General features: G+C 65.8%; 32 protein-coding genes. 13 read left to right on the forward strand and 19 right to left on the reverse strand.

The window, feature by feature from the left end:
• Positions 1–49: 49 nt before the first annotated feature.
• Positions 50–859, reverse strand: a complete 810-nt coding sequence (locus tag CH281_RS06130) for a CPBP family intramembrane glutamic endopeptidase (RefSeq protein WP_373453877.1) — start codon at positions 857–859, stop codon at positions 50–52.
• A gap of 35 nt (positions 860–894) precedes the next feature.
• Positions 895–1,665: a DUF2470 domain-containing protein gene (locus CH281_RS06135; protein WP_027494847.1), complete on the reverse strand. Its 771-nt coding sequence runs from the start codon at positions 1,663–1,665 to the stop codon at positions 895–897.
• A gap of 124 nt (positions 1,666–1,789) precedes the next feature.
• Between CH281_RS06135 and CH281_RS06140 the strand changes: the two genes are divergently transcribed.
• The 3 genes from CH281_RS06140 to CH281_RS06150 are packed head-to-tail and all read left to right on the forward strand — an operon-like array spanning position 1,790 to position 4,116.
• Positions 1,790–2,512, forward strand: a complete 723-nt coding sequence (locus CH281_RS06140) for a hypothetical protein (RefSeq protein WP_032388112.1) — start codon at positions 1,790–1,792, stop codon at positions 2,510–2,512.
• 9 nt (positions 2,513–2,521) lie between these two features.
• Positions 2,522–3,454 (forward strand): prephenate dehydratase, encoded by a 933-nt coding sequence (gene pheA / locus CH281_RS06145; protein ID WP_094693430.1) that lies wholly within the window; start codon positions 2,522–2,524, stop codon positions 3,452–3,454.
• Complete coding sequence (locus CH281_RS06150) at positions 3,451–4,116, forward strand: histidine phosphatase family protein (RefSeq protein WP_032374193.1); 666 nt, start codon at positions 3,451–3,453, stop codon at positions 4,114–4,116. The genes pheA and CH281_RS06150 overlap by 4 nt, the downstream gene beginning before the upstream one ends.
• Here the strand turns inward: CH281_RS06150 and CH281_RS06155 are convergent.
• The 4 genes from CH281_RS06155 to CH281_RS06170 form a co-directional block, all read right to left on the reverse strand.
• Positions 4,109–4,972: an ESX secretion-associated protein EspG gene (locus tag CH281_RS06155; protein ID WP_094693432.1), complete on the reverse strand. Its 864-nt coding sequence runs from the start codon at positions 4,970–4,972 to the stop codon at positions 4,109–4,111. The two genes, CH281_RS06150 and CH281_RS06155, sit on opposite strands and share 8 nt — an antisense overlap.
• Positions 4,969–6,189 carry a PPE domain-containing protein gene (locus CH281_RS06160; RefSeq protein ID WP_094693434.1) on the reverse strand — a complete coding sequence of 407 codons (1,221 nt, stop codon included), beginning with the start codon at positions 6,187–6,189 and terminating at the stop codon, positions 4,969–4,971. The genes CH281_RS06155 and CH281_RS06160 overlap by 4 nt, the downstream gene beginning before the upstream one ends.
• 66 nt (positions 6,190–6,255) lie before the next feature.
• Positions 6,256–6,567: a PE family protein gene (locus tag CH281_RS06165; protein ID WP_027494842.1), complete on the reverse strand. Its 312-nt coding sequence runs from the start codon at positions 6,565–6,567 to the stop codon at positions 6,256–6,258.
• Positions 6,568–6,655: 88 nt separating this feature from the next.
• Positions 6,656–7,222, reverse strand: a complete 567-nt coding sequence (locus CH281_RS06170; RefSeq protein WP_256983378.1) for a histidine phosphatase family protein — start codon at positions 7,220–7,222, stop codon at positions 6,656–6,658.
• Between the two features lie 249 nt (positions 7,223–7,471).
• On the opposite strand from CH281_RS06170, the gene CH281_RS06175 reads away from it, so the two are divergent.
• Positions 7,472–7,666 (forward strand): CbtB domain-containing protein, encoded by a 195-nt coding sequence (locus tag CH281_RS06175; RefSeq protein ID WP_027494840.1) that lies wholly within the window; start codon positions 7,472–7,474, stop codon positions 7,664–7,666.
• Positions 7,657–8,427, forward strand: a complete 771-nt coding sequence (locus CH281_RS06180; protein WP_032366733.1) for a CbtA family protein — start codon at positions 7,657–7,659, stop codon at positions 8,425–8,427. The genes CH281_RS06175 and CH281_RS06180 overlap by 10 nt, the downstream gene beginning before the upstream one ends.
• Before the next feature lie 130 nt (positions 8,428–8,557).
• On the opposite strand, the gene CH281_RS06185 is transcribed toward CH281_RS06180, so the two are convergent.
• Together CH281_RS06185 and CH281_RS06190 are read right to left on the reverse strand one after the other, a co-directional pair.
• Positions 8,558–8,890 carry a metallopeptidase family protein gene (locus CH281_RS06185; RefSeq protein WP_027494838.1) on the reverse strand — a complete coding sequence of 111 codons (333 nt, stop codon included), beginning with the start codon at positions 8,888–8,890 and terminating at the stop codon, positions 8,558–8,560.
• A gap of 13 nt (positions 8,891–8,903) precedes the next feature.
• Entirely contained in the window at positions 8,904–9,986 is a 1,083-nt protein-coding gene (locus CH281_RS06190) for a septum formation family protein (protein WP_032366734.1), read from the reverse strand.
• Positions 9,987–10,020: 34 nt separating this feature from the next.
• Here CH281_RS06190 and CH281_RS06195 point away from each other — a divergent pair, with 34 nt between their 5' ends.
• A complete protein-coding gene (locus CH281_RS06195; RefSeq protein ID WP_027494836.1) occupies positions 10,021–10,413 on the forward strand; it encodes an ankyrin repeat domain-containing protein in 393 nt (130 codons plus the stop codon).
• Positions 10,414–10,424: 11 nt separating this feature from the next.
• The gene (gene serS, locus CH281_RS06200) at positions 10,425–11,678 is read left to right on the forward strand and encodes a serine--tRNA ligase (protein WP_094693438.1); all 1,254 of its coding nucleotides are present in this window, start codon (positions 10,425–10,427) and stop codon (positions 11,676–11,678) included.
• Positions 11,679–11,685: 7 nt separating this feature from the next.
• On the opposite strand, the gene CH281_RS06205 is transcribed toward serS, so the two are convergent.
• Positions 11,686–12,201 (reverse strand): hypothetical protein, encoded by a 516-nt coding sequence (locus tag CH281_RS06205; RefSeq protein WP_094693440.1) that lies wholly within the window; start codon positions 12,199–12,201, stop codon positions 11,686–11,688.
• Between CH281_RS06205 and CH281_RS06210 the strand changes: the two genes are divergently transcribed.
• From CH281_RS06210 to CH281_RS06220, 3 genes are all read left to right on the forward strand, one after another.
• Positions 12,188–12,574, forward strand: coding sequence for a hypothetical protein (locus tag CH281_RS06210; protein WP_141215004.1), 387 nt, complete (start codon positions 12,188–12,190; stop codon positions 12,572–12,574). The genes CH281_RS06205 and CH281_RS06210 overlap by 14 nt on opposite strands.
• A 96-nt stretch (positions 12,575–12,670) precedes the next feature.
• A complete protein-coding gene (locus CH281_RS06215; protein ID WP_027494833.1) occupies positions 12,671–13,411 on the forward strand; it encodes a lysophospholipid acyltransferase family protein in 741 nt (246 codons plus the stop codon).
• Positions 13,412–13,420: 9 nt separating this feature from the next.
• Positions 13,421–13,906: a GNAT family N-acetyltransferase gene (locus tag CH281_RS06220; protein ID WP_094693444.1), complete on the forward strand. Its 486-nt coding sequence runs from the start codon at positions 13,421–13,423 to the stop codon at positions 13,904–13,906.
• A gap of 25 nt (positions 13,907–13,931) precedes the next feature.
• On the opposite strand, the gene CH281_RS06225 is transcribed toward CH281_RS06220, so the two are convergent.
• Positions 13,932–15,347 carry a sensor histidine kinase gene (locus tag CH281_RS06225; protein ID WP_256983379.1) on the reverse strand — a complete coding sequence of 472 codons (1,416 nt, stop codon included), beginning with the start codon at positions 15,345–15,347 and terminating at the stop codon, positions 13,932–13,934.
• Positions 15,344–16,027, reverse strand: a complete 684-nt coding sequence (locus tag CH281_RS06230) for a response regulator transcription factor (protein WP_094621295.1) — start codon at positions 16,025–16,027, stop codon at positions 15,344–15,346. Before CH281_RS06230 ends, CH281_RS06225 begins: the two co-directional genes overlap by 4 nt.
• A gap of 118 nt (positions 16,028–16,145) precedes the next feature.
• On the opposite strand from CH281_RS06230, the gene CH281_RS26550 reads away from it, so the two are divergent.
• On the forward strand, positions 16,146–16,745 hold the full coding sequence (locus tag CH281_RS26550; RefSeq protein WP_143544768.1) for a hypothetical protein: 600 nt from the start codon (positions 16,146–16,148) through the stop codon (positions 16,743–16,745).
• 83 nt (positions 16,746–16,828) lie between these two features.
• Here the strand turns inward: CH281_RS26550 and CH281_RS06235 are convergent, their stop codons facing one another.
• From CH281_RS06235 to CH281_RS06260, 6 genes are all read right to left on the reverse strand, one after another.
• Complete coding sequence (locus CH281_RS06235; protein WP_094693448.1) at positions 16,829–17,662, reverse strand: LLM class F420-dependent oxidoreductase; 834 nt, start codon at positions 17,660–17,662, stop codon at positions 16,829–16,831.
• A 61-nt stretch (positions 17,663–17,723) separates the two neighbouring features.
• Positions 17,724–18,182: a nitroreductase family deazaflavin-dependent oxidoreductase gene (locus CH281_RS06240; RefSeq protein WP_052053248.1), complete on the reverse strand. Its 459-nt coding sequence runs from the start codon at positions 18,180–18,182 to the stop codon at positions 17,724–17,726.
• 393 nt (positions 18,183–18,575) lie between these two features.
• On the reverse strand, positions 18,576–19,169 hold the full coding sequence (locus CH281_RS06245) for a DinB family protein (RefSeq protein WP_051365305.1): 594 nt from the start codon (positions 19,167–19,169) through the stop codon (positions 18,576–18,578).
• Positions 19,170–19,174: 5 nt separating this feature from the next.
• The gene (locus CH281_RS06250) at positions 19,175–19,918 is read right to left on the reverse strand and encodes a CPBP family intramembrane glutamic endopeptidase (protein ID WP_027494825.1); all 744 of its coding nucleotides are present in this window, start codon (positions 19,916–19,918) and stop codon (positions 19,175–19,177) included.
• 19 nt (positions 19,919–19,937) lie between these two features.
• Positions 19,938–21,236 carry a YhgE/Pip domain-containing protein gene (locus CH281_RS06255; protein WP_370878641.1) on the reverse strand — a complete coding sequence of 433 codons (1,299 nt, stop codon included), beginning with the start codon at positions 21,234–21,236 and terminating at the stop codon, positions 19,938–19,940.
• A 51-nt stretch (positions 21,237–21,287) separates the two neighbouring features.
• On the reverse strand, positions 21,288–21,881 hold the full coding sequence (locus CH281_RS06260; protein ID WP_032366746.1) for a TetR family transcriptional regulator: 594 nt from the start codon (positions 21,879–21,881) through the stop codon (positions 21,288–21,290).
• 94 nt (positions 21,882–21,975) lie between these two features.
• Here CH281_RS06260 and CH281_RS06265 point away from each other — a divergent pair, with 94 nt between their 5' ends.
• The gene (locus CH281_RS06265) at positions 21,976–23,022 is read left to right on the forward strand and encodes an NAD(P)-dependent alcohol dehydrogenase (RefSeq protein ID WP_032366747.1); all 1,047 of its coding nucleotides are present in this window, start codon (positions 21,976–21,978) and stop codon (positions 23,020–23,022) included.
• Between the two features lie 53 nt (positions 23,023–23,075).
• Here CH281_RS06265 and msrA read toward each other — a convergent pair whose 3' ends face one another.
• The gene (msrA, locus tag CH281_RS06270; RefSeq protein ID WP_032366748.1) at positions 23,076–23,588 is read right to left on the reverse strand and encodes a peptide-methionine (S)-S-oxide reductase MsrA; all 513 of its coding nucleotides are present in this window, start codon (positions 23,586–23,588) and stop codon (positions 23,076–23,078) included.
• Between the two features lie 55 nt (positions 23,589–23,643).
• The gene (locus CH281_RS06275) at positions 23,644–24,675 is read right to left on the reverse strand and encodes an NADP-dependent oxidoreductase (protein ID WP_032374181.1); all 1,032 of its coding nucleotides are present in this window, start codon (positions 24,673–24,675) and stop codon (positions 23,644–23,646) included.
• Positions 24,676–24,750: 75 nt separating this feature from the next.
• On the opposite strand from CH281_RS06275, the gene CH281_RS06280 reads away from it, so the two are divergent.
• Positions 24,751–25,587, forward strand: coding sequence for a Cof-type HAD-IIB family hydrolase (locus CH281_RS06280; RefSeq protein ID WP_027494821.1), 837 nt, complete (start codon positions 24,751–24,753; stop codon positions 25,585–25,587).
• Positions 25,588–25,592 lie beyond the last annotated feature (5 nt).

Here is a 25,592-nt window from a genome sequence, read left to right on the forward strand (position 1 = left end):
GCCGTGCCGTCCGTAGCGATCGTCGTCGTTCACGAATCGACTGTACCCATCAGGGCAACCACGCCAGGTGTTCGCGCAGCAGGGCGTAACCGACGAACGCGACGATGTCGATGAGTGCGTGCGCGATCAGCAGTGGCCACAGCCTCCCGGTGCGCTGCCAGTATCGGCCGAACACCAGACCCATCAGGAAGTTGCCGACGCCGCCGCCCACCCCCTGATAGAAGTGATAACTCCCGCGCAGCAGCGAGGAGCACAGCAAGGACTTGTTCTCGCTCAAGCCGAGTCGGCGGAGTCGAGAGATCAGGTAGGCGACGACGATGATCTCCTCGGCACCGGAGTTGGCCAGCGCATACAGAATCAGGGCGGGCACTCGCCACCAGTGGTCGTCGAGCGCGCTGGGGACGACGTTCAAATTGAATCCCAGGGCGTTGCCGACCAGGTAGAGCGCGAGACCCGGCAGCCCGATGAGTGCCGCCAGCCCGACGCCGTGGCCGAGATCGATCTTCAGGCGCGGTTTCGCCAGTCCGATCGCACGCGGTGCCAGATCTGCTCGCCACAGCAGGTACAGCCCCAATGCTCCCCACGCGCACAGGCGCAGGATGCTCAGCAGCTGGAACAGCAGGTCGATGACGCTGAAGCTCGATCGCGAGGAGTTCAGGGCGACCGTCTGATCGGACAGCGCTGCGGTCTGCAGGGCATCCTCGACCAGCGAGAGAATGCTGCTGATGCCACTGAGGCCGAACGTCACCAGCAGCACGATCGCGATCTCGACCTTGATGGTCGTGCGTTCGCGAGCATCGGGCGGTGGAGCGGCGCTCTCCGGCGGCGGTGGCGTCAACCAATTCCTGAAGTCGATCACGGCACGAGTGTGCCCTGTTGTGCCTCGCGGCGGCGTCAGCCCCGGGCGCGCAGACCGTTGAGGAACGGGCAACCGGCGAGGACCCGGAGGGCCCGGCTCAGGGAGATCGTGTCGTCGACGGGCGCGGCGAAGCCCAACCGGACGTCGTTGTCGCCGCACTCGCCCTCGATACGCAGACGAATGCCGTAGCGGTCGATGCCCAGCGGACGCACGCGTCCCTGCCGCAGCGACGGTGGGAGGCGTCGGGACAGTTGCGCGAGGAGGTCGGGATGATCGGAGTCGAGGTGCTCGAGCCAGCTCGTTTCCATCTCCCAGAACGGATCGGGCTCGGCTGCCAGCAGCGAGTCGACGTCGACCGGCTCGGCTCCGGTGCTGTCCGCCACCACTGCGGAGCCGACGATCAGACGCACCAGGGAGGTGGTGTGGCCGACGTCGAGCAGTGCCGCGTGGGGATGCTCGGCGGCCACCGCGCCGGCCATCGGGCGCATCAGCGATTCCGGCACCGGGCGCAATTCTCCGCGCAGCCACACCAGTGACCGCACCGGTTCGCGCAATGCGAGAGGTGCGTGATCGGTGAGCTCGACGACGGCAGGAACGCCGGCGCGGGAGGACTGCCACCTGATCGCGTCGTCGAGGGAATCGGTGGGGACCGCCAGAATCATCTCGCCGTTGGGGCGCAGGTGGTGCAGGGACGTCACGACGGGGTCGCTGCCGTCGATCACGAGAGCTGCACCCTCGGCGCGCATGCAGGCGCTGCGTACGCGCTCGGCGGTGGACGGTCCGGTGGTGGTGGTTGCGCCGAGCATGGGCTCCTCCGATGCGATCGGTACAGTTGAATGGCCAGTAGGTGAGGCATACCTAAGTAACGTGCCCCTAAGTTAGCCGGATGCGGCGGGTATCGCAAGGGCAAGCTGGGACTACCGTGAAGACGTGCCGATTCCGTTGACCCTCGGTGTGCCGCACCGACCAGATCCGAACGCGCTCGTCGCCGGACTGCTGCAGCCGTTCTGCGCCGATGCCCCGGCCGTGCAGGCCGCTCCACGCGCCGCCGAGTACGGCCCGCCCGTCGTGCTGGCCTCGACCCTGCTGACGCTGCCGCCCACCGAGAACCTCGGGCGCATCGTCGTGCGACTCGACATCGACCCGGACGAGCTCCGGGCCTCGAGCGCAGGCAACTACGAAGCCGTTCGATTCGAGGTCGACGCGGTCCCCGAGCATCTCGCCGACGCGCTCGGGTTACGGCTGCCCTCGCCCCTCGTCGTCTTCCCGGTGTTCGACGCGATCGACGTGGCCGAGACCGCGGAGACCATCGTTGCCGCTCATCGGACCCCCGGCATCGGTGTCGGCGACACGGCGCGGCGTATCGCCGACGTGCTCGCCGTCGTCTCGCATGCCGATGTCGGTCTGGTCGCCCGCGCCGACACCGGAGACGAGGTGATCGCGATCCTCGCGGCGACGGTGGCATCGCTGCGCGGAGACGACATCGCGTCGGCTCTGGCCGCGCCGAATGTCGACGCTCTGCGCAAGCTCATACCCGAGGCCGCCGAGGCCGTGCGGGAGGTACTGCTGGGGGTCGAGATCGCCGACGCCGTCGCCGCCCGCGCCCGGCTGGTCGACGTCGGTTTGATCGCTTCGGGGACGTCGACAACGTAACCTCGAGACGTGCCTCGCATCGCTTACTTCGGCCCATCGGGAACGTTCACGGAGATGGCGCTGGCGCAATTCGAAACGCTCGGCGCATTCGATGGGGTCGGCCTGAGTGGGGGCGTCCAGAGGGTGTCGGCCGCGAGCCCGCCCGCGGCGCTCGAGGCCGTTCGATCCGGTGCCGCCGACGCCGCAGTGGTTCCCATCGAAAGTTCCATCGAGGGGGCCGTGCCGCCGACGCTCGACGCATTGTCCGAAGGACGGCGATTGCAGATCGTCGCCGAGACGGAGATCGAGGTCGCGTTCACCATCGTCGGCGGACCCGGTGTCACTCTCGACTCGGCCCGCACGATCAGCGCGTACCCCATCGCCCTCAGCCAGGTCCGGCAGTGGTTGCAGGCCACGATGCCCGACGCCGTCGTGCAGTCCGCGACCTCGAATGCCGGTGCAGCAGAAGATGTTGCCGCCGGCGTGGTCGACGCCGCCGTCTCGACACGCTTGGCCGGGGAGCGGCTCTCATTGCCGACGTTGGCCGACGGCATCATCGACGTCGAGGGTGCGCGCACCCGCTTCGTGCTGGTGACTCCGCCGCAGCCGGTGCCCGCCCGCACCGGTGCCGACCGCACCTCGGTGGTGCTGAAGCCGCCGAACGACCCGGGTACGCTGCCGGCAGCGTTGGCGGAGTTCGGAATTCGCAACATCGATCTGACGTTCATCGAATCACGCCCTACCCGTTCGCAATTGGGCACCTACATGTTCTTCGTCGATTGCGCCGGGCATGTGGACGATCCCCTCGTCGCCGAGGCGCTGACCGCGTTCCACCGGAAGATGCCACTACGTTTCCTCGGATCATGGCCCACAGCAACGACATCGGGAGGTTCGGTGCCGCAACCGATCGACGAGCACGTGCAGTGGTTGTCCGAAATCCGTTTCGGTCGGGGTGATCTGTGATGGGCAAGCTCATTCTCGTTCGGCACGGGCAGACCGTCTCCAACGTCGCGAAGAAGCTGGACACAGCGCCGCCGGGAGCCGAACTCACCGAGCTGGGTCACCGGCAAGCCGAGGCGTACGCGCAGACACGGTTGGGTAATCCTCCCGCCGTGTTGGTCTCGTCGATTGCTCTGCGCGCCAAGCAGACTGCGGGCTACGTCGAGCGCGGCACCGGAGTGCCCCTCGTCGTGACCGACGGTATCCAGGAGACGTCCGCCGGAGAACTGGAAGATCGAGACGATCCCGAGGCGCACCGACTGTTCACCGAAATCTTCTACCGGTGGCATACCGGAGATCTGGATGCAGCCGCGCCGGGCGGCGAGAGCGGGCGCGCAGTGTTGGCGCGCTACGTCCCGGTGCTCGACGAGCTGCGTGGACAGTACCTGGGTGACGACACCGCCGGAGACGTCGTCGTCGTGAGCCACGGGGCCGCAATTCGACTGGTCGCGGCGGCCCTCACCGGTGTCGACGGCACCTTCGCCGCAGACAACCATCTCGACAACACCCAGACAATCGAGCTGTTGCCGCTACCCGACGGTGGCTGGGCATGCGCCAAGTGGGGCACGTTCCTGCCGCCGTTCGAGGGCAAGGGCAGCGACAAGGCAGACAACCCGATCAGCTGATCGCGGGATTGCCGATCGCTGGGTTCGTGGTCGCTGGGTTGGTGGTCGCTGGGTCCTTGGCCGACGAGATCAGCTCTGTCAGAGCCGCTGTCACCCGGTGATCCGACGCGCCGGTCAACGAGCTCCACGAACGACCGTCCGCGGCGACAGCGGAGGTGGCGACGATCCGTCCGACGCGGGTGTCGAACAGGGCCACCGGACGCCCGGCCCCGCGCCGAGTCCCATGCCTGCGGGTCACGGCCGTGATCTCGGTCCTGCCCGCGCACGTGGCCATCGCCGAGGCCAGAGTGAGGGCCCGGTCGTCGGCGATTCCGATGCTACGCAGACGGGAAGCGGTGCCGCCCACGTCGGACGGTGCCGCGTCCAGTGCCTCGGCCAGCAGGTCGGTGGGCGCGTTGATGCTGCCGGGATCGAACGGCGGTGCCGATCCCAGCGACGAGACGAGGTCGCGAGCCGGATCCCCGGCGATGACGCGCAGGGTGACGATGTTCTCTCGCCGTACCGCCGACACCGCGATGGTGTCGTCGGATGCGATGCAGATCCGAGTCACAGGAACGGTGTCGCCCTCGAATTGTCGCGCCGAGACGTACCAGCGGGGTTGTTCCATGACCCGCAGCCAGTGGCGAACGTCCTCGTGGACCGCGGAGCCATCCCACAGCCCTGCCGCCGCGAGGGCCTGACGGCCGCGGTCGACAGCACGGTCGCGGGCTGTCGCGTCGTCGAAGCGTGGAAAGACGTCGAGCACGACGGGTAGTTCGGCAATCGAGAGTTCGTCGACCAGGAAATCCATCTCGTCGACACCGAGTGCGGCACTCGGCAGTGTGTGGCCCACCGGCACGGTTCCCAAGTCGATCACCGGCCGTTCTCACTGATGTTGTCGAGGGCTGGGTTGTCGAGGGCTGGGTTGTCGAGGGCTGGGTCCGGTAGTGCCGGGTCCGCTCCGATGACCGACGGTGCCACCGTGCGGCCGTCGGCGAAATGCTCGAACAGTTTCAGGTATTCCGGGGTGTCGTGTTCGTCGTCGTCCTGCGCCCGTGTTCCCGACGCGGGCGCAGCACCAGTTCCAGTTCCGCGCTGAGCGAGTCCGCCCTCGGCTGCGGTCGGTGCGCCGACCGCGGAGGCAGGACTGCTCTGTACTGCACCCGTGAGCGCCGGTCCACCGCCGAGGGGACTGGACGCCGAGCCGGGCACTCCCAGTCCGCCGCCGATGCTGCCGATGCTTCCGCCCAGTCCGCCGTATGCCACCGGACGGGTGGATGCCGGCCCGACGGCGTGAGGTCCCGAACCACCGGGTGCGAAGGAGTGGCCGATGCCGGATCCGGGTCCAATCGGCGGCGGCGTCGAGACCAGGTTGGATGCCGCGGTGGCCACCGTGGATACGCCTGTTCCGGCGATCGAGGTGGCGGCACTGCCGAGCTGCCCGGCTGCGGCTGCGACGCCGGGGTTCTGAGTCGCGGCCATCAAACTGCCGACCGCAGCCTGAACGGGAGACGTCATCAGCGCACCGTTGGCGAATTTGCCGAGACCACTGCCGGATTCGGACACGATGGCGGGCGCATGATCGAACGTCGTCTTCGCGATCAGGTGCGAGGAGACCAGCTCGAAACCCTCCATGACCATGGCTGCGCGGATGTCGAGCAATCGATCTGCGACCTCGGCTGCCTCGTAACTTCCGTTCAGTGCACCGCCGGTCGACGCAGCCGTCACCTTGGCAGCTTGCACGGCACCGATCTCGACGAGCGACGGCATGGTGGCCAGTGCGACGCCGTACGAGGTTCCCGCGGCGGGGGCTTCGATCGACAGTGCCGCCGCCTTCAGTGCGGTGGCACCGGTCCACGTGGCGAACCGGGCGAGGGCGGCCTGCGCGAGGAGAGCCGACTCACCCTCCCAGCCTGCAGTCAGAGCTGTCGTGATGGCGGCGATGCTCACCGAGGCCTCGGTGAAGGCCGCGGCCACCGAACCCCAGGCCCCGCCTGCGACATGTAGAGGCACCGGCCCGGGCCCCAACAGTCGCGTCGAATTTCCTGTCGCAGTTCGTGGTAGCCACACCACACCTGTCACACCGAGCGTCATTGTCCAGCCCCCATCATGTTCGAGCCCCCGTGTCGTTTTCGAAACCGTTGCCGGTCGATGAGTGCGTCAGATGCCGGCGAGCCCCGGCAGGCCTCCGGCGGTGTCGTCGTCGGTCGCCAGGTAGTCCGCGGCCTGTTTGCGCAGTTCCTCGGCGGCCCGGTGTAGCTCCGAAATGCCTTGTGCTGCAGCAGGGCCGAAGGTATCGGCCGCGGTGGCGAAGAAGCGATCGGTCAAGAGCGACACCTCGTCGGTGCCCGGCGGTAGCGGCCGAACAGGAAGAGCCGTCGCAGTGACGGCGGCCTGCAATCGGGCAGCGACCGCATCGAGTTCCGAGGCAGCGAGCTGCAGAGCCACCGGATCGACTTTGATGACGGTCATGAGCACGCTCCCTGCGATCGACGAACTGGGCTGTCGGTAGGTAGGACGCCGCCGTGCCCGGATCGGTTCCATCGATGCCGGAAAGAATTCAGAGAGACTTCTGTGCCACCGAATCCGTCGTCCACAGCGAGCCTCGGCGATGGATCGAGGTGCGCGTCAACGGTGCGACGTCGACCCGCCAGAACGAGCTGAGCGGTGCCGCCAGCACCAGCACGACCGCGGCCCTGATCACCGCGGGTGCGGTCACGGCCAGCGTGCGGCCCGGCGTCGAACCGACCTCGTCGAGCCACGTCCGGACGCGAGCGAACAACGCCTCCAGAGATTCACCGCCCGGCGGTGTGAATGCCGGGTCGCCGAGCCAGGCCATCGCGTCGGCGTCGGGCAGATCGGTCATCTCGAGACCGGACCACCGGCCGTACGCGACGTCGGCCAACGCGGGTTCGACGGCGACGTCGCTGCCGAAGATGTCGGCAGTGGATCGGGACCGCAGCTCCGGGCCGCACACCACTCGGTCGGCACGCGGAAAGTCGGTCACCTCGGCGAGTGCGCGCACACCCGCCTCGTCGAGTGGCTCGTCGGCAGGAAAGCGGCCCGAGCGCATCGCATCGGTCCTTGCGTGGCTCACCAACGTCAGGCGGGTCGTAGGCGCAGTCACCGCGTCATTGTGGCATCGGACTGTGTTCTCTCGAGGACAGTGATTGACAGAGAGTCGAACGCGGTGCCACAGTGCGCAGGTAAGACGCGATGTACGCAGGTAATCCGGTGAAAATCCGGAACGGTTGCGCCACTGTGATCGACGTCGGGCAGATGTCCGAATTCGAGAGCCAGAAAACTCGTACATCGCATGGCCGTCCCTTCGACTCCGAAGGGACTACGGGACGCACAATCCCAGGAGGACACCCCCATGGCAATACTTCATGCACCCAGCAACACGACGGAATCGGCGGCCCTCGCCGTCATCGTCGCCGCGACGATACTGCTTGCATTCGTTGTGCTCTACCTCGTCGGATTCGACCAGGGCGCGATCTCGCGTAGTGGCATGTACATGCACGAACTGATGCACGACGGCCGCCACCTGCTGGGCCTGCCATGCCACTGACCGGGACATTCGTTCAGTTGCTGGTGCGAGGTCTGCTCGCCGGTCTCGTCGCGGGACTGCTCGCCGGCGGAGTTGCCTTCGTCATCGGTGAGCCGCACGTCGATTCGGCCATCTCCATCGAAGAAGCAGCAGGCGAGGCACACCACGCCGACTCCGATGCGACTGCTGCGCACTCGCACGGAGACGAGGACGCCCTCGTCAGTCGCGACGGGCAACGCGTCGGACTGTTCCTCGCCACCGGACTCGCCGGACTCGCACTCGGCGCGATCTTCGCGTCGGTACTGCACTATGCCCGACGGTTCAGCTCGCTCCCGGGCTCGATCCTCGCGCTCCTCGGAGCCGGGGCCGGATGGCTGGCAATCGAAGCGGTGCCGTTCTTCAAGTACCCGGCAAACCCACCGGCCGTCGGAGACCCGGAGACGATCACCCAGCGCACCTGGCTGTGGTTGGCGTCGGTGATTCTCGGTCTGCTGGCCGTGGGAGTCGCAATCTACGTGGCGAAGGCGGTGGCGTCGCAGTCGTCGGTGGCGGTTCGCGTCGGTGCTCCGACGGTGGCGTTCCTCGTGATCGTCGGTGTGGGCTACGCACTTCTGCCGGGTGTGAACGAAGTGGGTTCGGACTTCCCGGCGACCCTGCTGTGGGAATTCCGACTCTCGTCACTGGCCACGCAGGCAACCCTGTGGCTGGCTCTGGGACTGGGATTCGCGTTCCTCACCGACCGCGCGGTGCGGCCGGTTCGTCGAGAGGCTGTCTCGGCTTAACCCTGTTTTGCCCGCCCCCCCAGGTTGGGATCAATGCGCCTCTGTTGCAGTCTGACCGACTGAAACCCACATTGATCCCAACCGGGGGTGGCATTACGGGGGTGGGGGTGGCGATCGGGGGCGAGCGCGATCAGCCGAATCCCAGTTGATGCAGGCGTTCGTCGTCGATGCCGAAGTGATGGCCGATTTCGTGCGCGACGGTGATGGCGATTTCGCGTCGAGCCTCGTGTTCGTCGTCGACCATGTCGAGGATCGGTTTGCGGTAGATCGTGATGACGTCGGGCAAGTGTCCGCTGTATTCGTAGCGTTCGGTCAACGCGATTCCCTCGTACAACCCGAGGATGTCCTCGGTGGGGTGCTCCTCCTCGACGAGGACGACGACGTTGTTCATGAAGTCGGTGAGTTCTCGCGGCAGTGTGTCGAGAGCGTCGGACACCGCTTCCTCGAAGTCGACGCGGGTCATATGGGTGGGGATGTCAGCCTCCGGTGGTGATCGGAGCAGCACCGGGCAGCGGAGTCGGGAGGGCGCGGCCGTCGGGGGCTGCGGGCGGCGGCACGGGTGCGGCACCGTTGATGAGGATGTCGCCCTTCGCGCTGCCGACGATGGTCGCGAATCCACCGGAGTCGAGTTCCTTGCCCACCGAGCAGGTCACCTGACGGCTACCGGCGAGCCAGCTCGAGACGTCGATGGTGTCCCAGAACAACGTCAGGGTCTTGTCTCGCAGCGCGTTCTCCGAGCCGAGGTATCCGTTGACGGCGTCGGTGCAGGTCTTCTCCAGGTACGCGTCCTGGTCGCCTTCCGACGGGTGCCCGCCGGGGAACTGCTGCGTGAGGTTGATCACCGAGGCCACCTCGAACGCGTGGGGAGTCGAGCATTCCACCGGGTCGGCAGGCACGTTCTGGTTGATTCCGATGCACGTGCCCGTCGGCCACACCTTGGACTGGTCCTGGTCGAGGATCGAGCCGGTCATCTCGAGCAGCGCACCGGTGTTCGACGGCATTTGCACACCGCACCGCAGCGTGCGCTCGCCCTTGGCCCATCCGGCCTGGCTGGGGAACATCAGGCCGACGCCGTAGCGGCCGTTCGGGTCGAACTTGGCACCGACGTAGCCGTCGACGGCGGCGGTGCAGTGCTCGTCGCGCAGTTCACCGAAGCGCAGCGCTCCCGGGTACGGCGCGCCGGGGCCGAATTCGATACCGGGGTAGACGCTCATGTCGATGTCGCGGGCCACCTCGAAGCGGTGGGCGTCGGCGCACGGCACTTCGCTGAGGTCCTGACGATCGGTCTCGGGATCGTCGGTGGGCGTCCACTGCAGACATACGCCCGGGTCGGCGGCACCGAAGGACTTCGCGGACACCGGACCTGCGGTGGCGGGGCCACTGGCCGTCGAATGCGTGGTGATCTTCTCGGGAGTCGAGAATCCGCCGGACAGGAACACTGTTGCCCCCGCGGCCAGGACTGCACCGACGGCCACCATGGCGAGGCCGCGTCGAGCAGTGGTGGCCGAGAGAGTTCTCCGACTCTCGCTCGTCGTGGGGTCTGGTTCTGTAGCGGACATCGCCCTCCATCATGCCCGAGTATGTTCGGTCGACATGAGCGACCCAACGGGTGACGACGACCTCAGTGAGCTGGCCGGTCGACTGTTCGCAATGGCACGTACCGGTGACGCCGTCGGTCTGGCGAGTTACGTCGACGCCGGAGTTCCGGTGAATCTGCACAACGAGTCGGGGGACACCCTGCTCATGTTGGCCGCCTATCACGGTCACACCGATGCGGTACGGGTGCTGGTCGAACGCGGTGCCGATGTGAACAAGGCCAACGACAAGGGGCAGAGCCCACTCGCGGGCGCTGTGTTCAAAGGCGAGGACGAGGTGGTGCGGCTGCTCGTCGACGGCGGAGCCGACCCACACGGCGGCCACCCCTCGGCGATCGACGCAGCCACGATGTTCGGACGCGAGGACTACCTGGGCTTGCTCGGCAAGTAAGGTTTGCTCTCGTGATCGACCTGAAATTGCTTCGCGAGAACCCCGACGCAGTGCGCGCCTCGCAGCGCACCCGAGGCGAGGACCCCGCTCTCGTCGACGCTCTTCTGGACGCCGACGCCTCCCGCCGCGCCGCTGTGTTGGCCGGGGATCAGTTGCGTGCCGAGCAGAAGGCGCTGGGCAAGAAGGTCGGCAAGGCTTCGGCCGAGGACCGTCCCGCGCTGCTGGCCGGGGCATCGGAACTGGCCGCGAAGGTCAAGGCGGCCCAGGCAGCCGAGGCCGAGGCCGACGCAGCTCTCGACACGGCTCACCGGGCGATCTCCAACATCGTCGAGGAGGGAACGCCCGCGGGCGGCGAGGATGACTTCGTGCTGCTCGAGACCGTCGGCGACGTCCCCGAGTTCGACTTCGAGCCCAAGGATCACCTGGAACTCGGCGAGTCGCTGAACCTGATCGACATGGAACGCGGAGCCAAGGTGTCGGGCTCACGCTTCTACTTCATGACCGGCTACGGCGCGTTGCTGCAGCAGGGGCTGCTTCAGCTCGCCGCGCAGAAGGCCGTCAAGAACGGGTTCACCATGATGATCCCGCCGGTTCTCGTGCGGCCGGAGATCATGTCGGGAACCGGCTTCCTCGGAGCACACGCAGACGAGATCTACCGCCTCGAAGCCGACGACCTGTATCTCGTCGGAACCTCCGAAGTTGCTCTCGCGGGCTACCACTCGGGCGAGATCATCGACCTCGCCGACGGCCCGAAGCGCTACGCCGGTTGGTCGTCGTGCTTCCGTCGTGAAGCGGGCAGCTACGGCAAGGACACCCGCGGCATCATCCGCGTCCATCAGTTCGACAAGATCGAGATGTTCTCGTACATCAAGCCCGAGGACGCGGCGGCCGAGCACCGGAAGCTGCTGCAGTACGAGAAGGAAATGCTCGCCGCAGTCGAATTGCCCTACCGCGTCATCGACACCGCAGGCGGAGACCTCGGGTCCTCGGCCGCGCGCAAGTTCGACTGCGAAGCATGGGTCCCCACGCAGCAGGCATACCGCGAGCTCACCTCGACCTCGAACTGCACGACCTTCCAGGCCCGACGCCTCGGCGTGCGATACCGCGACGAGAACGGCAAGCCTCAGACCGCCGCCACCCTCAACGGCACCCTCGCCACCACGCGGTGGATCGTGGCGATCCTCGAAAACCACCAGCAGGCCGACGGCACCGTCCGGGTTCCGGAAGCCCTCGTGCCCTTCGTCGGGACCGATGTCCTGAAGTAATTCAGGATCAGGCGATGTCGCCGATGCAGTAGCCCTCGCCGCCGATCGCCAGCAGGAACGTGCGATTCTGGTACACCCCCGAGGCGTCGATGATGTCGGCATTGACCTGCGTGTAGACGCCGTTCTGGGCCGTCACGAACACACTGTCGGGATCGAACGAGGTGATGCTCGGCAGAATTGCCGGGTTCTCGGCCAGAGGTGGGGCAGTGGGAGACCCGGTGCCGTTCGGATCCCACGTGCCGCGGCTGTCGCACACCAGCGGGTAGCTCTCTTCGACGTCGCCCCGATTGACGGGGATACCGGCGATGCGTCCCAGATAGCGGTCGACGGTATAGACCGCGTCCGTCGCGTCGAACACCGGCGTCGTGCCGGTGGGATAGACGGTCGGGCAGGCGTAACCCGACGCGATCTCGCTGCGTTTGATGGCGACCGTTGCCGTGGGTCCGGTCCACGTCACCGCGTACTGACCGTCGACCGCGGGAGCCGCCACCGCAGCGAGGATGGCGCCGGTGTCGAAGTACATCGTCGGAATGTCGGTCGGCGGCACAGTCCAGCACCTCGCGGTGACGACACCTATTCCGCCGCCGGTGAGATCGTTGACGAACGGCCGTAGTGCCGCGGCGGCCGCAGGATTTCCGGGGGCTTCGCCGACGGGCGGACCCGGTGGGATGGGCGGCGGTGCCGGGGTGGTGGTGGGCTCTGGGGTGCTCGACCCGGCGGCATTCGCGGACTCGGCGGTGGACCCTGCACTGCTGCTGGACGGGGCTGCGGCCTGCTCGGATGGGATCCCGACCGCGGAATCGCAGGCACCGACCAGCGCAATCATCGCTATCAGCGGCAGCGCGGTTCGGCAGACTCGGCTGCGCCGCGGTGAAGCCGCTCTGTTCTTCACGTGAATTCTCTCCCCCGTAGCTTCTCGAACTGCGCACGACCCGACCGCGCTCCTGGCCGGACCTTTCTCCGACCCCGTCCACCGACTACGCTAACCGACTGTGGAACCCGTCTACCGATCAGTCATCGGCATCGCTCGCACAGTGTTCGCGTTCGAGGGCCTGAAGTTCGAGGTCGAGGGCGAGGACCACATCCCTGCTACCGGTGGAGCGGTCATCGCCGTCAACCACACCGGATACATGGACTTCACCTACGCCGGGTTGCCGCCGCGGCGAGTGAAGCGCTACATCCGCTTCATGGCCAAGAAGGAAGTCTTCGACAACAAGATCTCCGGACCCATCATGCGCGCGCTCAAGCACATCCCCGTAGATCGTGGGGCAGGTGCGGAGTCCTACAAGTCGGCCGTGCAGAGTCTGCGCAACGGCGAACTGGTGGGCGTCTACCCCGAGGCCACCATCAGCCGGAGCTTCGAGATCAAGGAATTCAAGTCCGGTGCAGCGCGTATGGCCATCGAGGCCGGCGTCCCCATCATCCCGACGGTCATCTGGGGTGCGCAGCGAGTGTGGACCAAGGGCTACCCGAAGCGATTGGGCCGCACCAACACTCCGATCTCCATTGCCGTCGGGGAACCGATTGCGCCGGTCGGGCCGCCGAACGAACTGACCGACAAGCTGCGGTCGGTCATGCAGAAGATGCTGCTCGAGCTTCAGGAGGGCTACCACCACGAGCCCGGCGCGTACTGGGTTCCGGCCCGACTCGGTGGCAGTGCCCCGACCCTGGAGGAAGCGGACAAGCTCGACGCCCAGGATCTGGCGGCGCGCGCAGCCAAGCGCGTCGAGTAGTCGGCGGGCATGAACCTCCGCGGTGAACGGGTCGTGTTGCGGCCGATCACCGCCGAGGACGTGCCGGAGCTACGCCGAATACTGCACACCCCCGATGTGCATGCGCGGTGGGGTGACGAGGACGCCGACGAGAGCTGGCCGTTCGACAACCCTGAAGAGACCCGCCTGGTTGTCGAATTGGATTCCGCGACAGTCGGTTTGATCCAGTACGGCGAAGAGACCGACCCGATGTACCGGCACGCGTCGATCGACATCTTCCTCGATCCGGCTGTACACGGCCGCGGCGTCGGAAAGGACGCGGTAGGCACGCTGGTGCGGTACCTCACCGTCGATCTCGGTCATCACCGCCTGGTGATCGATCCCGCCGCCGACAACGCGGTAGCGATAGCCTGTTACAGCGCAGTCGGTTTCGAGCCGGTCGGGATCATGCGCAAGTACGAGAAGGGACCGGACGGCTGGCACGACAGCCTGCTGATGGACTTGATCGTCGAATAGCTGACATGTTCGGGGTTTCAGGTGTTCACGCGTTCAGGGGGAGAGTCAGCCGGAATCGCGCGCCCGAAGGCCCTGCGAGGCAGACGAGTTCGCCGCCGTGGGCGCGCGCCAGTGTTCGAGCGATCGACAGCCCCAGTCCGACGCCGCCGGACGCTCGGTCACGGGCGGAGTTCAGCCTGACGAGCCGTTCGAAGATGCGCTCACGGTCCGCCTCTGCGACACCTGGTCCTTCGTCGTCCACGGTGACGAATGCGTGGGTGTCCCTGCCGACCGCTACCCGAATCGTGCCGCCGGACGGGGTGAAACGACCGGCATTGTCGAGTACGTTCGACAGGATCTGTTCGATGCGTCCGACATCGATGTGAACCGGAATCGGTTGCGCAGCATCGACATCGAACCGAATATCCGGCATCAGCAGCGCAGCTCGCTCCACGGTGCGGCGGGTGATGTCGACGAGATCGATATCGGTTGCGTCGAGATCCGACGTGTTCTCCGCACGGACGGAATCGAGCATGTCGCCCACCAAGCGTGACGCCCTGCTCGATTCCCCGACCAGCAGCTCGCTCCAGCGTGGGACTCGATCGGGGCGATGCTCGGCGTCGCGCTGCAGCGACTGCGCCAACGCCGAGATCCCGGCGACGGGAGTGCGCAGCTCGTGTGCGGCGTCGGCCAGAAAGCGCCGCATGTCCTCCTCGGCGAGGCGGGCTGTGCGCGCCGCTGCTGCCTCGCGGCGCTCGGCGTCCTCGAGGGCGTCGAGCATCTCGTCCACTGCCGAGGCAGTACGGCCGAGGTCGGTGTTCGGTTTGGTGGGAAGCAGCCGTCTACCCCTGTCGCCGTTGGTTATTCGGCGCGCGACCGATGTCATCGAGTCCAGCGGGGACAGTGCTCGCCGTACGGCAAAGGTGAGTGCAGCGGCGGCCAGTAGCAGCGTCACAGCACCCGCTACCAGCATGAGGATGCGCAGTTGTCGCCGAACATCGGCGATAGCGGTGGTATCGCCGAGGAGAGACAGCGTCGAACCGTCGGGCAACGGTTCGGTGATCTCGAACGAATCGGACGGGGGCGCAGGAGTATCCGGCGGACCAGGGGGACTCGGAGTTCGCGACTGGCCCGCAGGCGGAGCCGGGGTGGCAGGCCGGATGTCCGGGCCAGGCGGTCCGCTGCCGGGAGCGCCGTACACCGTGCCGTCCGCAGCGGTGACCCGAACTCGGATGGCGTCGCCCTGCAGGGCCTGCACCAGATCCCCGGGCCCGACTCCGCTCTCCACGAGCTCGACAGCCCGAGTTGCCCGGTCCGACAACCGCGCCTCCAGATCACGCCGAAGCTGTTGACCCAGAACGACATCCACCGACGATCCGACAATCACCAGCAGTGCCGCGAACAACACGACGACGGTGGCGACCACCCGCATCCGGAGCGACGGGGTCGGCGTCCGCTTCACTGCGGAGCCCGCAATGCATAACCCAAGCCGCGGACGGTATGGATCAACCGCGGCCCATGCGCTTCCATCTTGCGACGCAACGCACTGATGTGAACTTCCACCAGGTTACCGTCGTACGCGCCGTAGCCCCAGACCGATTCCAGGATGGAGGTTTTGGAGACGGTACGTCCGCGTTGTGCGACGAGGAACGTGGCCAAGCGGAGCTCCGTCGCCGTCAGATCGAGAACCTGACCTGCCCGAGTGACCACTCCGGCGGGCTCGTCGACCAGTAGATCACCGACCTGGACCGCGTCGGAAGAACGACCACGACGCCGCAGCACGGATTTGGCGCGGGCGACCACCTCGTCGAGTTGGAAAGGCTTGACCACGTAGTCGTCAGCGCCGTCGCTTAGGCCCCGCAATCGGTCGGCCAGCTGATCTTTCGCGGTGACCATGATGATGCCCGCGTCGCTGCTCTGCCGGACGACGTCGATGAGATCGAACCCGTCCCGTGCACCGGGCAGCATGACGTCGAGGATCACCACATCGGGACGAAAGCCTGCCATCGTGGGCTCGAAGTCGTCGCCGTCGGGCAGGGACACGGCGGTGAAACCCGCGTCCTCGAACGCCGCCACGAGCGCTTCCCTGATGGGTAGCGAATCCTCCACCACCATCACCCGGGGAGCGGAACTGTATGTCATGCCTCGATTGTCACCCACCAGCTGAAGTGATCCTGAAGATGCGCTCGGCTTCAGGGTGACTTCAGCTAGCGGCGGCAGTGTCGGAGACAGACCGAAACAGTCCGAACAAGGAGTCAACGTGAACGATCAGACCCAACCGATTCCCGCCGCATCGAACCCCGAGCCCGGCACCGCTCGGGAGAACAAGCCCAAGCGGTGGAAGGGACGGGTGCCGCTGGCCGCGACCGCAGCAGCGGGACTTGCCATCGGAGCCCTGGTGACGGCGGCGGTGTTCGCAGCCACCGGACCCGCCGCCTCGCCTGGCGTGTCGACCTTGGCGTCGTCTTCTGCCCTCGGACAGCGCACCGATGGCGGTGGTGGGGCGGATGTACCTGCGGTGCCTGATGCTCCTGCCACTCCGGATTCCGGCGACGGATCGACGGTCCCTGCGGTTCCGTCACCACCGGGACCCGCGGACGGAACAACTCCGGCCGTGCCGGATAGCGGCGCAACCCCGCCGCCTCCCGCGGGTGGCCCGGGCAAGGGCGGACCGGCCGATGGTGGTCCGGGTAAGGGTGGGCCGGGCGCAGGTGGCCCGGGAGCGGTGTGCGCACCAGAAGACGGAGCGACGCCGCCCGCGCCGCCGGCACCGGCCGATGGCACAACTCCGCCCGCGCCGCCGGCACCCGCTGATGGTGCGACGCCTCCCGTACCGCCGGCAGCGCCGTCCGGTTCCTGAACGCAAGCTAGGTCGGTCCCCGCACCGGATCGGTGCGGGGACCGGTGTGGGTGGACGCGCGACTTCCGAACGCGCCCAGGGTCTTATCTCCCGCGGTACGCGGACGCCAGCGCGGCGTACTCGTCGAGGATTTTCAACGATTCGTCGTGCGGCGCGGTGGGCAGCATGAGCGCAAGCTGCCCGAATCCCAACTCTTCGCAGGCGTGCCAGTACTCGGGATCCGCGGGGGTGCCGAACTGTAGCAACGGAACGTCGTGCCCGAGTCCTTCGCGCATCGCATCGATGCGCGCGGACATGACATCGACGGGCTGTGGGTTGGCTATCCACCCGGCGTCGTGCCGGATGACGCGCTTCACCGTCGCATCGGAGGCACCGCCGACGAATATCGGGGGGTGCGGTGTCTGCACCGGCTTGGGACGGAGGTAGGAGGGTTCGATATCGACGTGCTTGCCGTGATACTCGGCCGGCTCGTTCGTCCACAGGGCTTTGATTGCTTCGATCTGCTCGTCCAACAGTGCACCCCGTGTCTTCGGGTCGGTGCCGTGGTTGCGGATCTCCTCGAGGAGCCAACCCGCTCCCACGCCGAATACGAACCGGCCCCGTGAGATCAGGTCGATACTGGCGGATTCTTTTGCAGTGGTGATGGGATCACGCTGAATGAGCAAGGTGATACCGGTGACCAGCTCGATCTTCGATGTCACCGCTGCGGCCGCTGCCAGAGTGACGAAGGGGTCGAGCGTCCGATAGTAGAAGTCGGGCATCTCTTCGCCGGTGGGAAACGCCGTCTCCCTACTGGCTGGGATGTGAGTGTGCTCGGCAACAACCAGCGAGTCGAATCCACGCTCCTCGATGGCGCGAGCCAGCGACACCGGGTCGATCCCGTCGTCGGTGACGAAGGTGGAGATTCCGATTTTCAAGGCTGTTCCTAACGTCGGGTGTCGCCCGTGCACGGGGCGTGAAGTGGGATCACAGCCGGGGTCACTCCAGGATGAAGACGGGGAGTTGCCGGTCTGTCTGGGACTGGAATTCGGCGTACTGAGCGAAGGACTCGACGGCTAGCGTCCACCATTTCTCGCGCTCGGCCCCGTCGAGCTCGCGGGCCTGGAGGGTGAGAACCTTCGTCCCGTCTTGCACCGTGACGGTGGGGTTTGCCTTGATGTTGTAGTACCACGACGGGTTCGTGGCACCGGCACCGTTGGAACCGACCATGGCGTACTTGCCGTCGGCTTCGACGCGCATCAAGGGCACGTACCGCTTCTTGCCGGACTTCGCCCCGGTGATCGTGAACAGCACGACAGGCAGACCCTGATACTCGGCCCCCTCGGTGGTGCCCTGCTCGAGAATCTGCTCGGTCAGCTCGCGGACCCAGGACTTGGGGCTCAGCTCGGTTTCGGTGGCGGTCTCGTTGTTAAGCACGTGGGCGCCAACAATCGCCATGGCCGGAAATTCCTGACACGTCTCGCTCACCGAAACTTTGCCCCTCTCCTGGTAATTCCACCCCCTTCCACACCGGGGATCGTGGCATCGATGCGTGGGCAACGCGTGGTTGGCCGCGGGCGCAGATTATTGCCGAAGACATTTTGGGGTACATCCGTGTCGGACGTGCATCCGATGCGCGATCGGGCAGGCTGGGGTCTTCGCTTCGATAGCAGGGGCGACACCGGTATCGAAGCTGCGCTCCGGGAAGGCCGTGAGAATCGAGAAAAAGAACGGTAGACGGACAGTGATCACTGCCCGGGATTTCCGCGCAGGCTGTCGTCGCGCTGAATCGGGTCATCGATCGCGGTTGGACAGGTACACCGCGAAAATAGCCGTCGAGCCGAAAATGGCTCAGTCGGCGGGACGGGCTTGATCAGCCTCTAGAGCAACGGTTTCCAACTCGGATCGGTACTCTGCCCACCAGGCTGCGTCGCCGTCGGCCATGTTCTCGTTGCCGAGGCGCAGTCCGACGGAGTTGTCGATCAATTCGCGCAGTATGTCTGCGTGTCCGGCATGTCGATTCGTTTCGATGCACAGATGCACCAGTACGCGATGCAACGTCACTTCTTGTTTGTCCGCAGGCCAGTGCAGGACGCGTCCCGCTGCATCCAGGTCGAGTGAATCGATGGTCTTGTCGGCATACGTCCACGCCTCGCGGTACAGGGCGACAATGGATTCCGACGATTCTTCGGCGGTGGCCCACATGTCGGAATTCAGCCGGGCCATGCCCTCTGCTTCCAATTCCGCGAAACGAGCTGGAAACTCACGACCGAACGTGAGGCCGAAGTAGCCGTATTCGACGATGGCGAGGTGTTTGACCAACCCCAAGAGGTTGGTTCCCGTCGGCGTCATCGGTCGTCGCTTCTGGTATTCGGTGAGGCCGTCGAGCTTCCACAGCATGTTCTGGCGAGCGATCCGAAGGTATTGGTGCAGCTCGTCTTTCATGTCGCTCAGCTCGTCGATGCGTGCCACACGAGGGCTGCGGCCAGTGCGCCGAGTCCGTTCAACGACCAGTGCAGGGCGATGGGTGCGATGAGACTCCCGCTTCGGCTGCGCAGCCAGGTGAAGACGACCCCGGCTGCTGCGGTCGCGACGACTGCGAGCGCGATCCCGACGATTTGCCCGAACAGCCCGCCGCCGAGAAATCCGCTGAGTCCCACGTTCCCGGCGGTCAGGCCGAGCGAGGACGCGATGTGCCACAGACCGAACAGTAGGGATCCCGCCGCGAAGACTCCGCGGGCACCGTAGATGCGGCCCAACGTGCCGTGCAGCACCCCACGGAACGCAAGTTCTTCCGGGATGACCGTCTGCAGCGGAATGACGATCATCGAGGCGACCAGCGCCGCAGAGATGGTGGCATAGCGATCGGCCATGAAGAAGGGCCGCGTCATCGGTAGCAATGCACCGATGGCGATGACCGTCAGGACGATGCCGACGGCACCGAGTGCGTAGAGCGAACCCGTCTTCCACTGCTTGGGTGACAGTCCCAGCTCGGCCCATCCGAGTCCGCGACGGTTCGACAGGATCACCAGGAGAACGGCGGCGATCGGAACCGTCGCGATACTCGCCCACACCGTGGTGAAGTGTGCGATGAGGTTGGTGCCCACGAGGACGAGAACGACGATGGCGACGTCGAGATAGGCGCGGACGGCCCGTCGGGGTGCCACGCTCCCGGCTGGATTGACGGCAAGCATTGGATCGAGTGTACCGGCGTCAGCTGATGACACCCGGAGAATCGAGGCCTCTGTCGAGGCCCTTACGGTCGTAGAGAAGGGTGAACACCAGGCCGAACACGAGCCCGATGAGCAGCCCGAGGGACGTCATACCCACCGAATGCAGCAGGCCGGCGTCGGGCGAGGCGTTGAAGTACAGGATCGATCGGGTGCCGAGGAAAATCTGATGCATCGGCTCGAACTGGGCCAGCCACGTGAAAATCGGCGGGCTCGCCTCGAGAGGAATCGTGCCACCCGAGGACGGCAGGGCCAGGATGATGAAGACGACCAAGTTGACCAGCAACCCTGCTGTGCCGAATGCGGACATCACCGCCAGCGCCGTGAATCCGACGGCGGTGATCGCGAACGCGCCGTACATCCACAGGGTCCACGCATGGGTGATGGGCATGCTCAGCAAGTGGCTGATCAGTAGGTACAGGGCGGATACGAGCATGGCCAGAACGAACATCACCAGCCACTTGACCAACAGCGTCTGGAACCGGCTGATCCGGGTGGGTCCGCGGTGGATGTACTTCGGGCCGATTTCGGTTGGAGTGAACCCCAACAAGCCGTCGACGAGGGTGCTGACGATGGTCGCACCGGTGAATCCCGCCAGGACGAGCAGTAGCGCGTAGTAGAACGCAGACAGGCCACCGCCGGTACCGTCGGGCAGTGGATCGTGCTGGGCAACAATCACATTGATCGGCTGCGCCAACGTCAGAGCGCTCGCGCCCGCCAGGGGAGTGTCGCCGAGCTGCTGGCGAACCTGATCGGTGATCTGTTGGCCCACGGTCTGATTCACCGATTCGAATGCAGGAGTGGCCACTCCGGTCACGAGCGACATTCCGAAGCTACCCGCCCGCGGATTGGTGTAGACGGTGATGATCGGCTTCTCGATATCACCGGGAACGATGCTGCCCTCGGCCAGGATTCCCATTCTCTTGGTGAAATCACTGGGGATGACGATGGAGCCGTAGACCTCGGCCGTGGACAGCAACGATTCGGCCTGCGCCGGGCCTACCTCGCGGAAAGCGACCTTCTCGGAATCGACGTTCTGAATCAATCCGTCGACGATGTCGTTGCCGATATTGCGTTGCTCACCCGCGAGGGTGTCGCCCTCGTCCTGGTTGACGATCGCAATGGGCAGATCGTGCAAGTTGCCCCGTGGATCGAGAACACCGCCCAGATACAGGGCCGCGAGAAACGACATGAGGGTCGAGACGACAAGGATCGGAGCGAGCCAGAAGCGCGGCGAACGAAGGACGTCGGCCATCGACCGAGGGGTTCTGTCGGGTGTCACCGGATCAGTGTCGCAAGTTCGGCTGCTCCGTGCGCGGTAGTTCTACCCCTGCTAGGAAGTCCCGCCCTTCTGGACAGGTCGGCAGAATGCACGCCGGACGGTGGCGGCGAGGGCGGCCCGGCGTCGGTCGTGGTCCGTCTCGGGCTCACTACGGTCGGCGGTGTGAATGATCGCCGCCTGAGCCCACGTGCCGGCCAACGCGATCAGCATCGACCAGATATCCGCGGGGTCTACGTCGTCCACGAGCAGCCCGGCGCGTTGAGCCTCGGCGATCATGACGAATTTCTCATCGTCGTGTCCGGGTCTGCGGTCGAACAGCGGCCCGGTCGGGGTTCGCTCCAGCCGGGCCCACGTCAGCAGACGTACCAGCGTGGGGTCGCCGAGGTACATGTCGTAGAGCTTCATCGCGTACCCGGGCAGGTCGCCGGGAGTGAAGGCGATGTTCTCGATATCGGTGTCGACTCGCGTGTCGAAGGCGGTGTCGAACAAGGTGTCCTTGTTGCCGAAGTAGCTGTAGATCAACGATTTGTTCGATGCGGCCGTCGCCGCGATTCGGTCCACTCGTGCTCCGGCGATGCCGTGCGTCGCGAACTCCTCGGTGGCGGCGGCCAGCAGCCGAGCTCGGGTAGCCGTCGAATTGCCCATGCGAGAACCATACATTTCCAACTGGTTGGTTGAAAACTGTCCCACGACCCGCTACCGTTTCCAACCAGTTGGTTATTTCTGAAGGGATACGAACATGCGGACAGCTACCGGATACAGAGCCGTCGACGAGACCGCGGCACTCGAGCGGTGGACATTCGACCGGCGGGATCTTCGCGACGACGACGTTGCCGTTCGGGTGACGTACTGCGGGGTGTGCCACACCGATCTGCACTCGACGCGGAATCCCGGTGACTTCCCTGTGGTGCCCGGGCACGAGTTCGTCGGGGAGGTGACCGAGATCGGTCCCGGAGTCACGGATTTTGCCGTCGGCGATGCGGTGGCCGTCGGAAACATCGTCGACTCGTGCGGGCGGTGCGATATGTGCACGGTGGGTCAGGAAAATTTCTGTCGAGAGTTCCCGACCCTGACCTATGGAGGGCGCGACAGACACGATGGAATTACCACTCGCGGTGCGTATTCCGACGAATACGTGGTTCGCGATCGGTTCGTCTACCACCGCCCGGAGAACCTCGACCCAGCGGCAGTGGCACCCCTGATGTGTGCCGGCATCACCGTGTGGGAGCCGTTGCGCCGCTGGAACGTCGGCCCCGGTGTGAGGTTGGGGGTGGCCGGAATCGGCGGGCTCGGCCATCTGGCGGTCAAGCTGGGCCGCGCACTCGGGGCGGAGGTCACCGTATTCACCACCAGTGCAGGCAAAGCCGCCGACGCGAAGGAGCTGGGTGCTCATCACGTGGTCGTCTCGACCGACGACGCCGCGATGAACGCACTGGCAGGTGGTCTCGATCTGATCATCGACTGCGTGCCCGTCGAGCACGATCTCGCGCCGTACCTACGTTGCCTCGCACTCGACGGAACGCTCTGCACAGTGGGCTATCTCGGCTCGACGACGGTCGATTTCCTGGATTTACTGATTGGCCGGAAGAGTCTGGCGTCGGCGGGCAGTGGTGGACGCCGATACACCCAGGAATTGCTTGATTTTTGTGGCGAACACGGCATCGTCGCCGAGGTGGAGACGATGCCGTCCGCTCGAGTGAACGAGGCTTTCGATCGGTTGGCAGCCAACGACGTTCGGTACAGGTTCGTACTCGATATGTCGGACCTGGCTGCCCTACCCATGTGAGTGAAACTTCGTAGCAGGCTACGAAGTTCCATGCACATGCGGCGCAGCCGCTCCTAGGCGGTTGCGCGACGCGGCAGCTTCCAGTCCGGGCGAACCCAGTGGCAGGTGTAGCCCTCGGGGTACTTCTGCAGGTAGTCCTGGTGCTCGGGCTCGGCTTCCCAGAAATCTCCTGCCGGGGTCACCTCGGTGACGACCTTGCCCGGCCACAGGCCCGACGCGTCGACATCGGCGATCGTGTCCTCGGCCACGCGCTTCTGCTCGTCGTTCAGGTAGAAGATGGCCGAGCGATAGCTGGCTCCGATGTCGTTGCCCTGACGATTCTTCGTGGTCGGGTCGTGAATCTGGAAGAAGAACTCCAGCAGATCCCGGTACGACGTCTGGGTGGGGTCATAGATCACTTCGAGGCCCTCGGCATGGTTGCCGTGGTTGCGGTACGTCGCGTTGGGGATTTCGCCGCCGGTGTAGCCGACGCGAGTGGAGACCACCCCGGGCAGCTTGCGGACGAGCTCCTCGGCTCCCCAGAAGCATCCTCCGGCGAGAATGGCGGTTTCGGTGGCTGCAGACATGTGCTCTCCTAGTTCTCTATCGAGCGATACGTGGGGTTCAACGAACGAGTTGTCCTCATAATTCCGAATCGTGGGTGCGTTCGCCGACCTCCAGGACGAGTTTGCCGGTATTGGCACCGTCGAACAACAGATTCAGCGTCGATCCGAACGCCGTGATTCCGCCGATCTCGATCTGCTCGCGCGCGGTCATCTTGCCGCTGGTGAGCAGCTCCGACAGAGCGTCGACGCCTTCCTGGTAGCGATCGAGATAGTCGAAGATGATGAACCCGGTCATCGACGCACGGTTGATCAGCAGGGACAGGTAGTGCGCGGGTCCGGGCTGCGGTTCGGTGGCGTTGTAGCCGGAGATGGCCCCGCACAACACCACTCGCGCACCCTTACGCAGGCGCGAGAGCGCCGCGTCGAGAATCTCGCCGCCGACGTTGTCGAAGTAGACGTCGATGCCCTTCGGTGCAGCAGCCTTCAGGGCCTTGTACACCGACTCGTTCTTGTAGTCGATCGCCGCGTCGAAGCCCAGCTCCTCGGTGAGCCAGGCGCATTTCTCGGGTCCGCCGGCAATTCCGATCACGGTGGCTCCCTTGGCTTTCGCGATCTGACCCGCGATGCTGCCGACGGCACCAGCCGCCCCGGAGATGACGACGGTATCGCCCTCGGCCAGCTTGCCGACGTCCATCAACCCGAAGTAGGCCGTCAATCCCGGGAAGCCGAGGGCACCGAGCCAGGTGGGTGCCGGTGCGATCGATTCGTCGACCTTCTGCACTCCCGACCCGTCCGAGATCGCATGCTCGGTGACGCCGAACGAGCCCGAAACAACCTCGCCCACAGCGTAATCCGGATGCCGAGACTCGAGGACGCGGCCGACGGCATGAGCACGCATCACCTCACCGATGCCGACGGGAGGCACATACGAGCGCGCATCGTTGAGCCACCCGCGCATGGCGGGATCGAGGGAAACGTAGTCGACGGTGACGACGAATTCGCCGTCGCCCGGGGTGGGGATGGGTTCCTCGGTGAGATCCCACGTCGACTCGTCGGGACGCCCCACGGGCCGCTGAGCCAAGCGGATCTGACGGTTCACGGATGTCATCTACCGTTCCTTCCACATCGAAGACGTGCATGTCGAAAACAGGGTCCTTCGACACTAGGGCAGAATGACGTCACGATGACCAACGCGCCGAACACCACCCGCCTCGCCCCTCGCCTCGTCGCCAGCGATGTCGACGGGACCCTGCTCGACCAGCACGAACGTGTCAGTGAACGCACCAAGCGAGCTGTCGCAGCCGTCGTAGCGGACGGAGTGCCGTTCGTGCTGTCCACCGGTAGGCCGCCGCGGTGGATCCACCCCGTCGTCGACGGTCTCGGATACGCGCCGATGTCGGTGTGCGCCAACGGTGCGGTCATCTACGACGCGGCCACCGATCGCGTGCTCAGTGCGGAGACCCTCGATGTCGAGACGCTGCAGTGGCTGGCCGACGTCGCGTACCGCGCGCTACCCGGCTGCGGTCTCGCGGCCGAGCGCGTCGGTCGATCGGCGCACGACGCGGCGACGCCGCAGTTCGTCAGCTCGCCCGGCTACGAGCACGCGTGGCTCAATCCCGACAACGTCGAGATGTCCGAGGACGACGTCGTCGACGTCCCCGCGGTGAAGCTGCTGATACGGCTGTCGGGATCGACCAGCGGCCATATGGCAAACATTCTCTCGCCGCTGATCTCCGGCCGCGCCGACCTGACCTTCTCCACCGACAACGGGCTCATCGAACTGTCGGCCCCGGGCGTCACGAAGGCGTCGGGCCTGGCGAAGGTCGCCGAGACCCTGTCCGTGGACGTCGCCGACATCGTCGCCTTCGGGGACATGCCCAACGACGTCCCGATGCTGTCGATGGTCGGCCTGGGCGTCGCCATGGGCAACGCGCATCCGGCTGCCGTCGCCGCCGCGGACGAAGTGACCGTCACCAACGCAGACGACGGAGTGGCGCAGGTACTCGAACGCTGGTGGTGATACGC

Source organism: Rhodococcus sp. 06-221-2 (genome assembly GCF_002258365.1).
In the GTDB taxonomy this organism is placed as follows: Bacteria; Actinomycetota; Actinomycetes; order Mycobacteriales; family Mycobacteriaceae; genus Rhodococcoides; species Rhodococcoides fascians.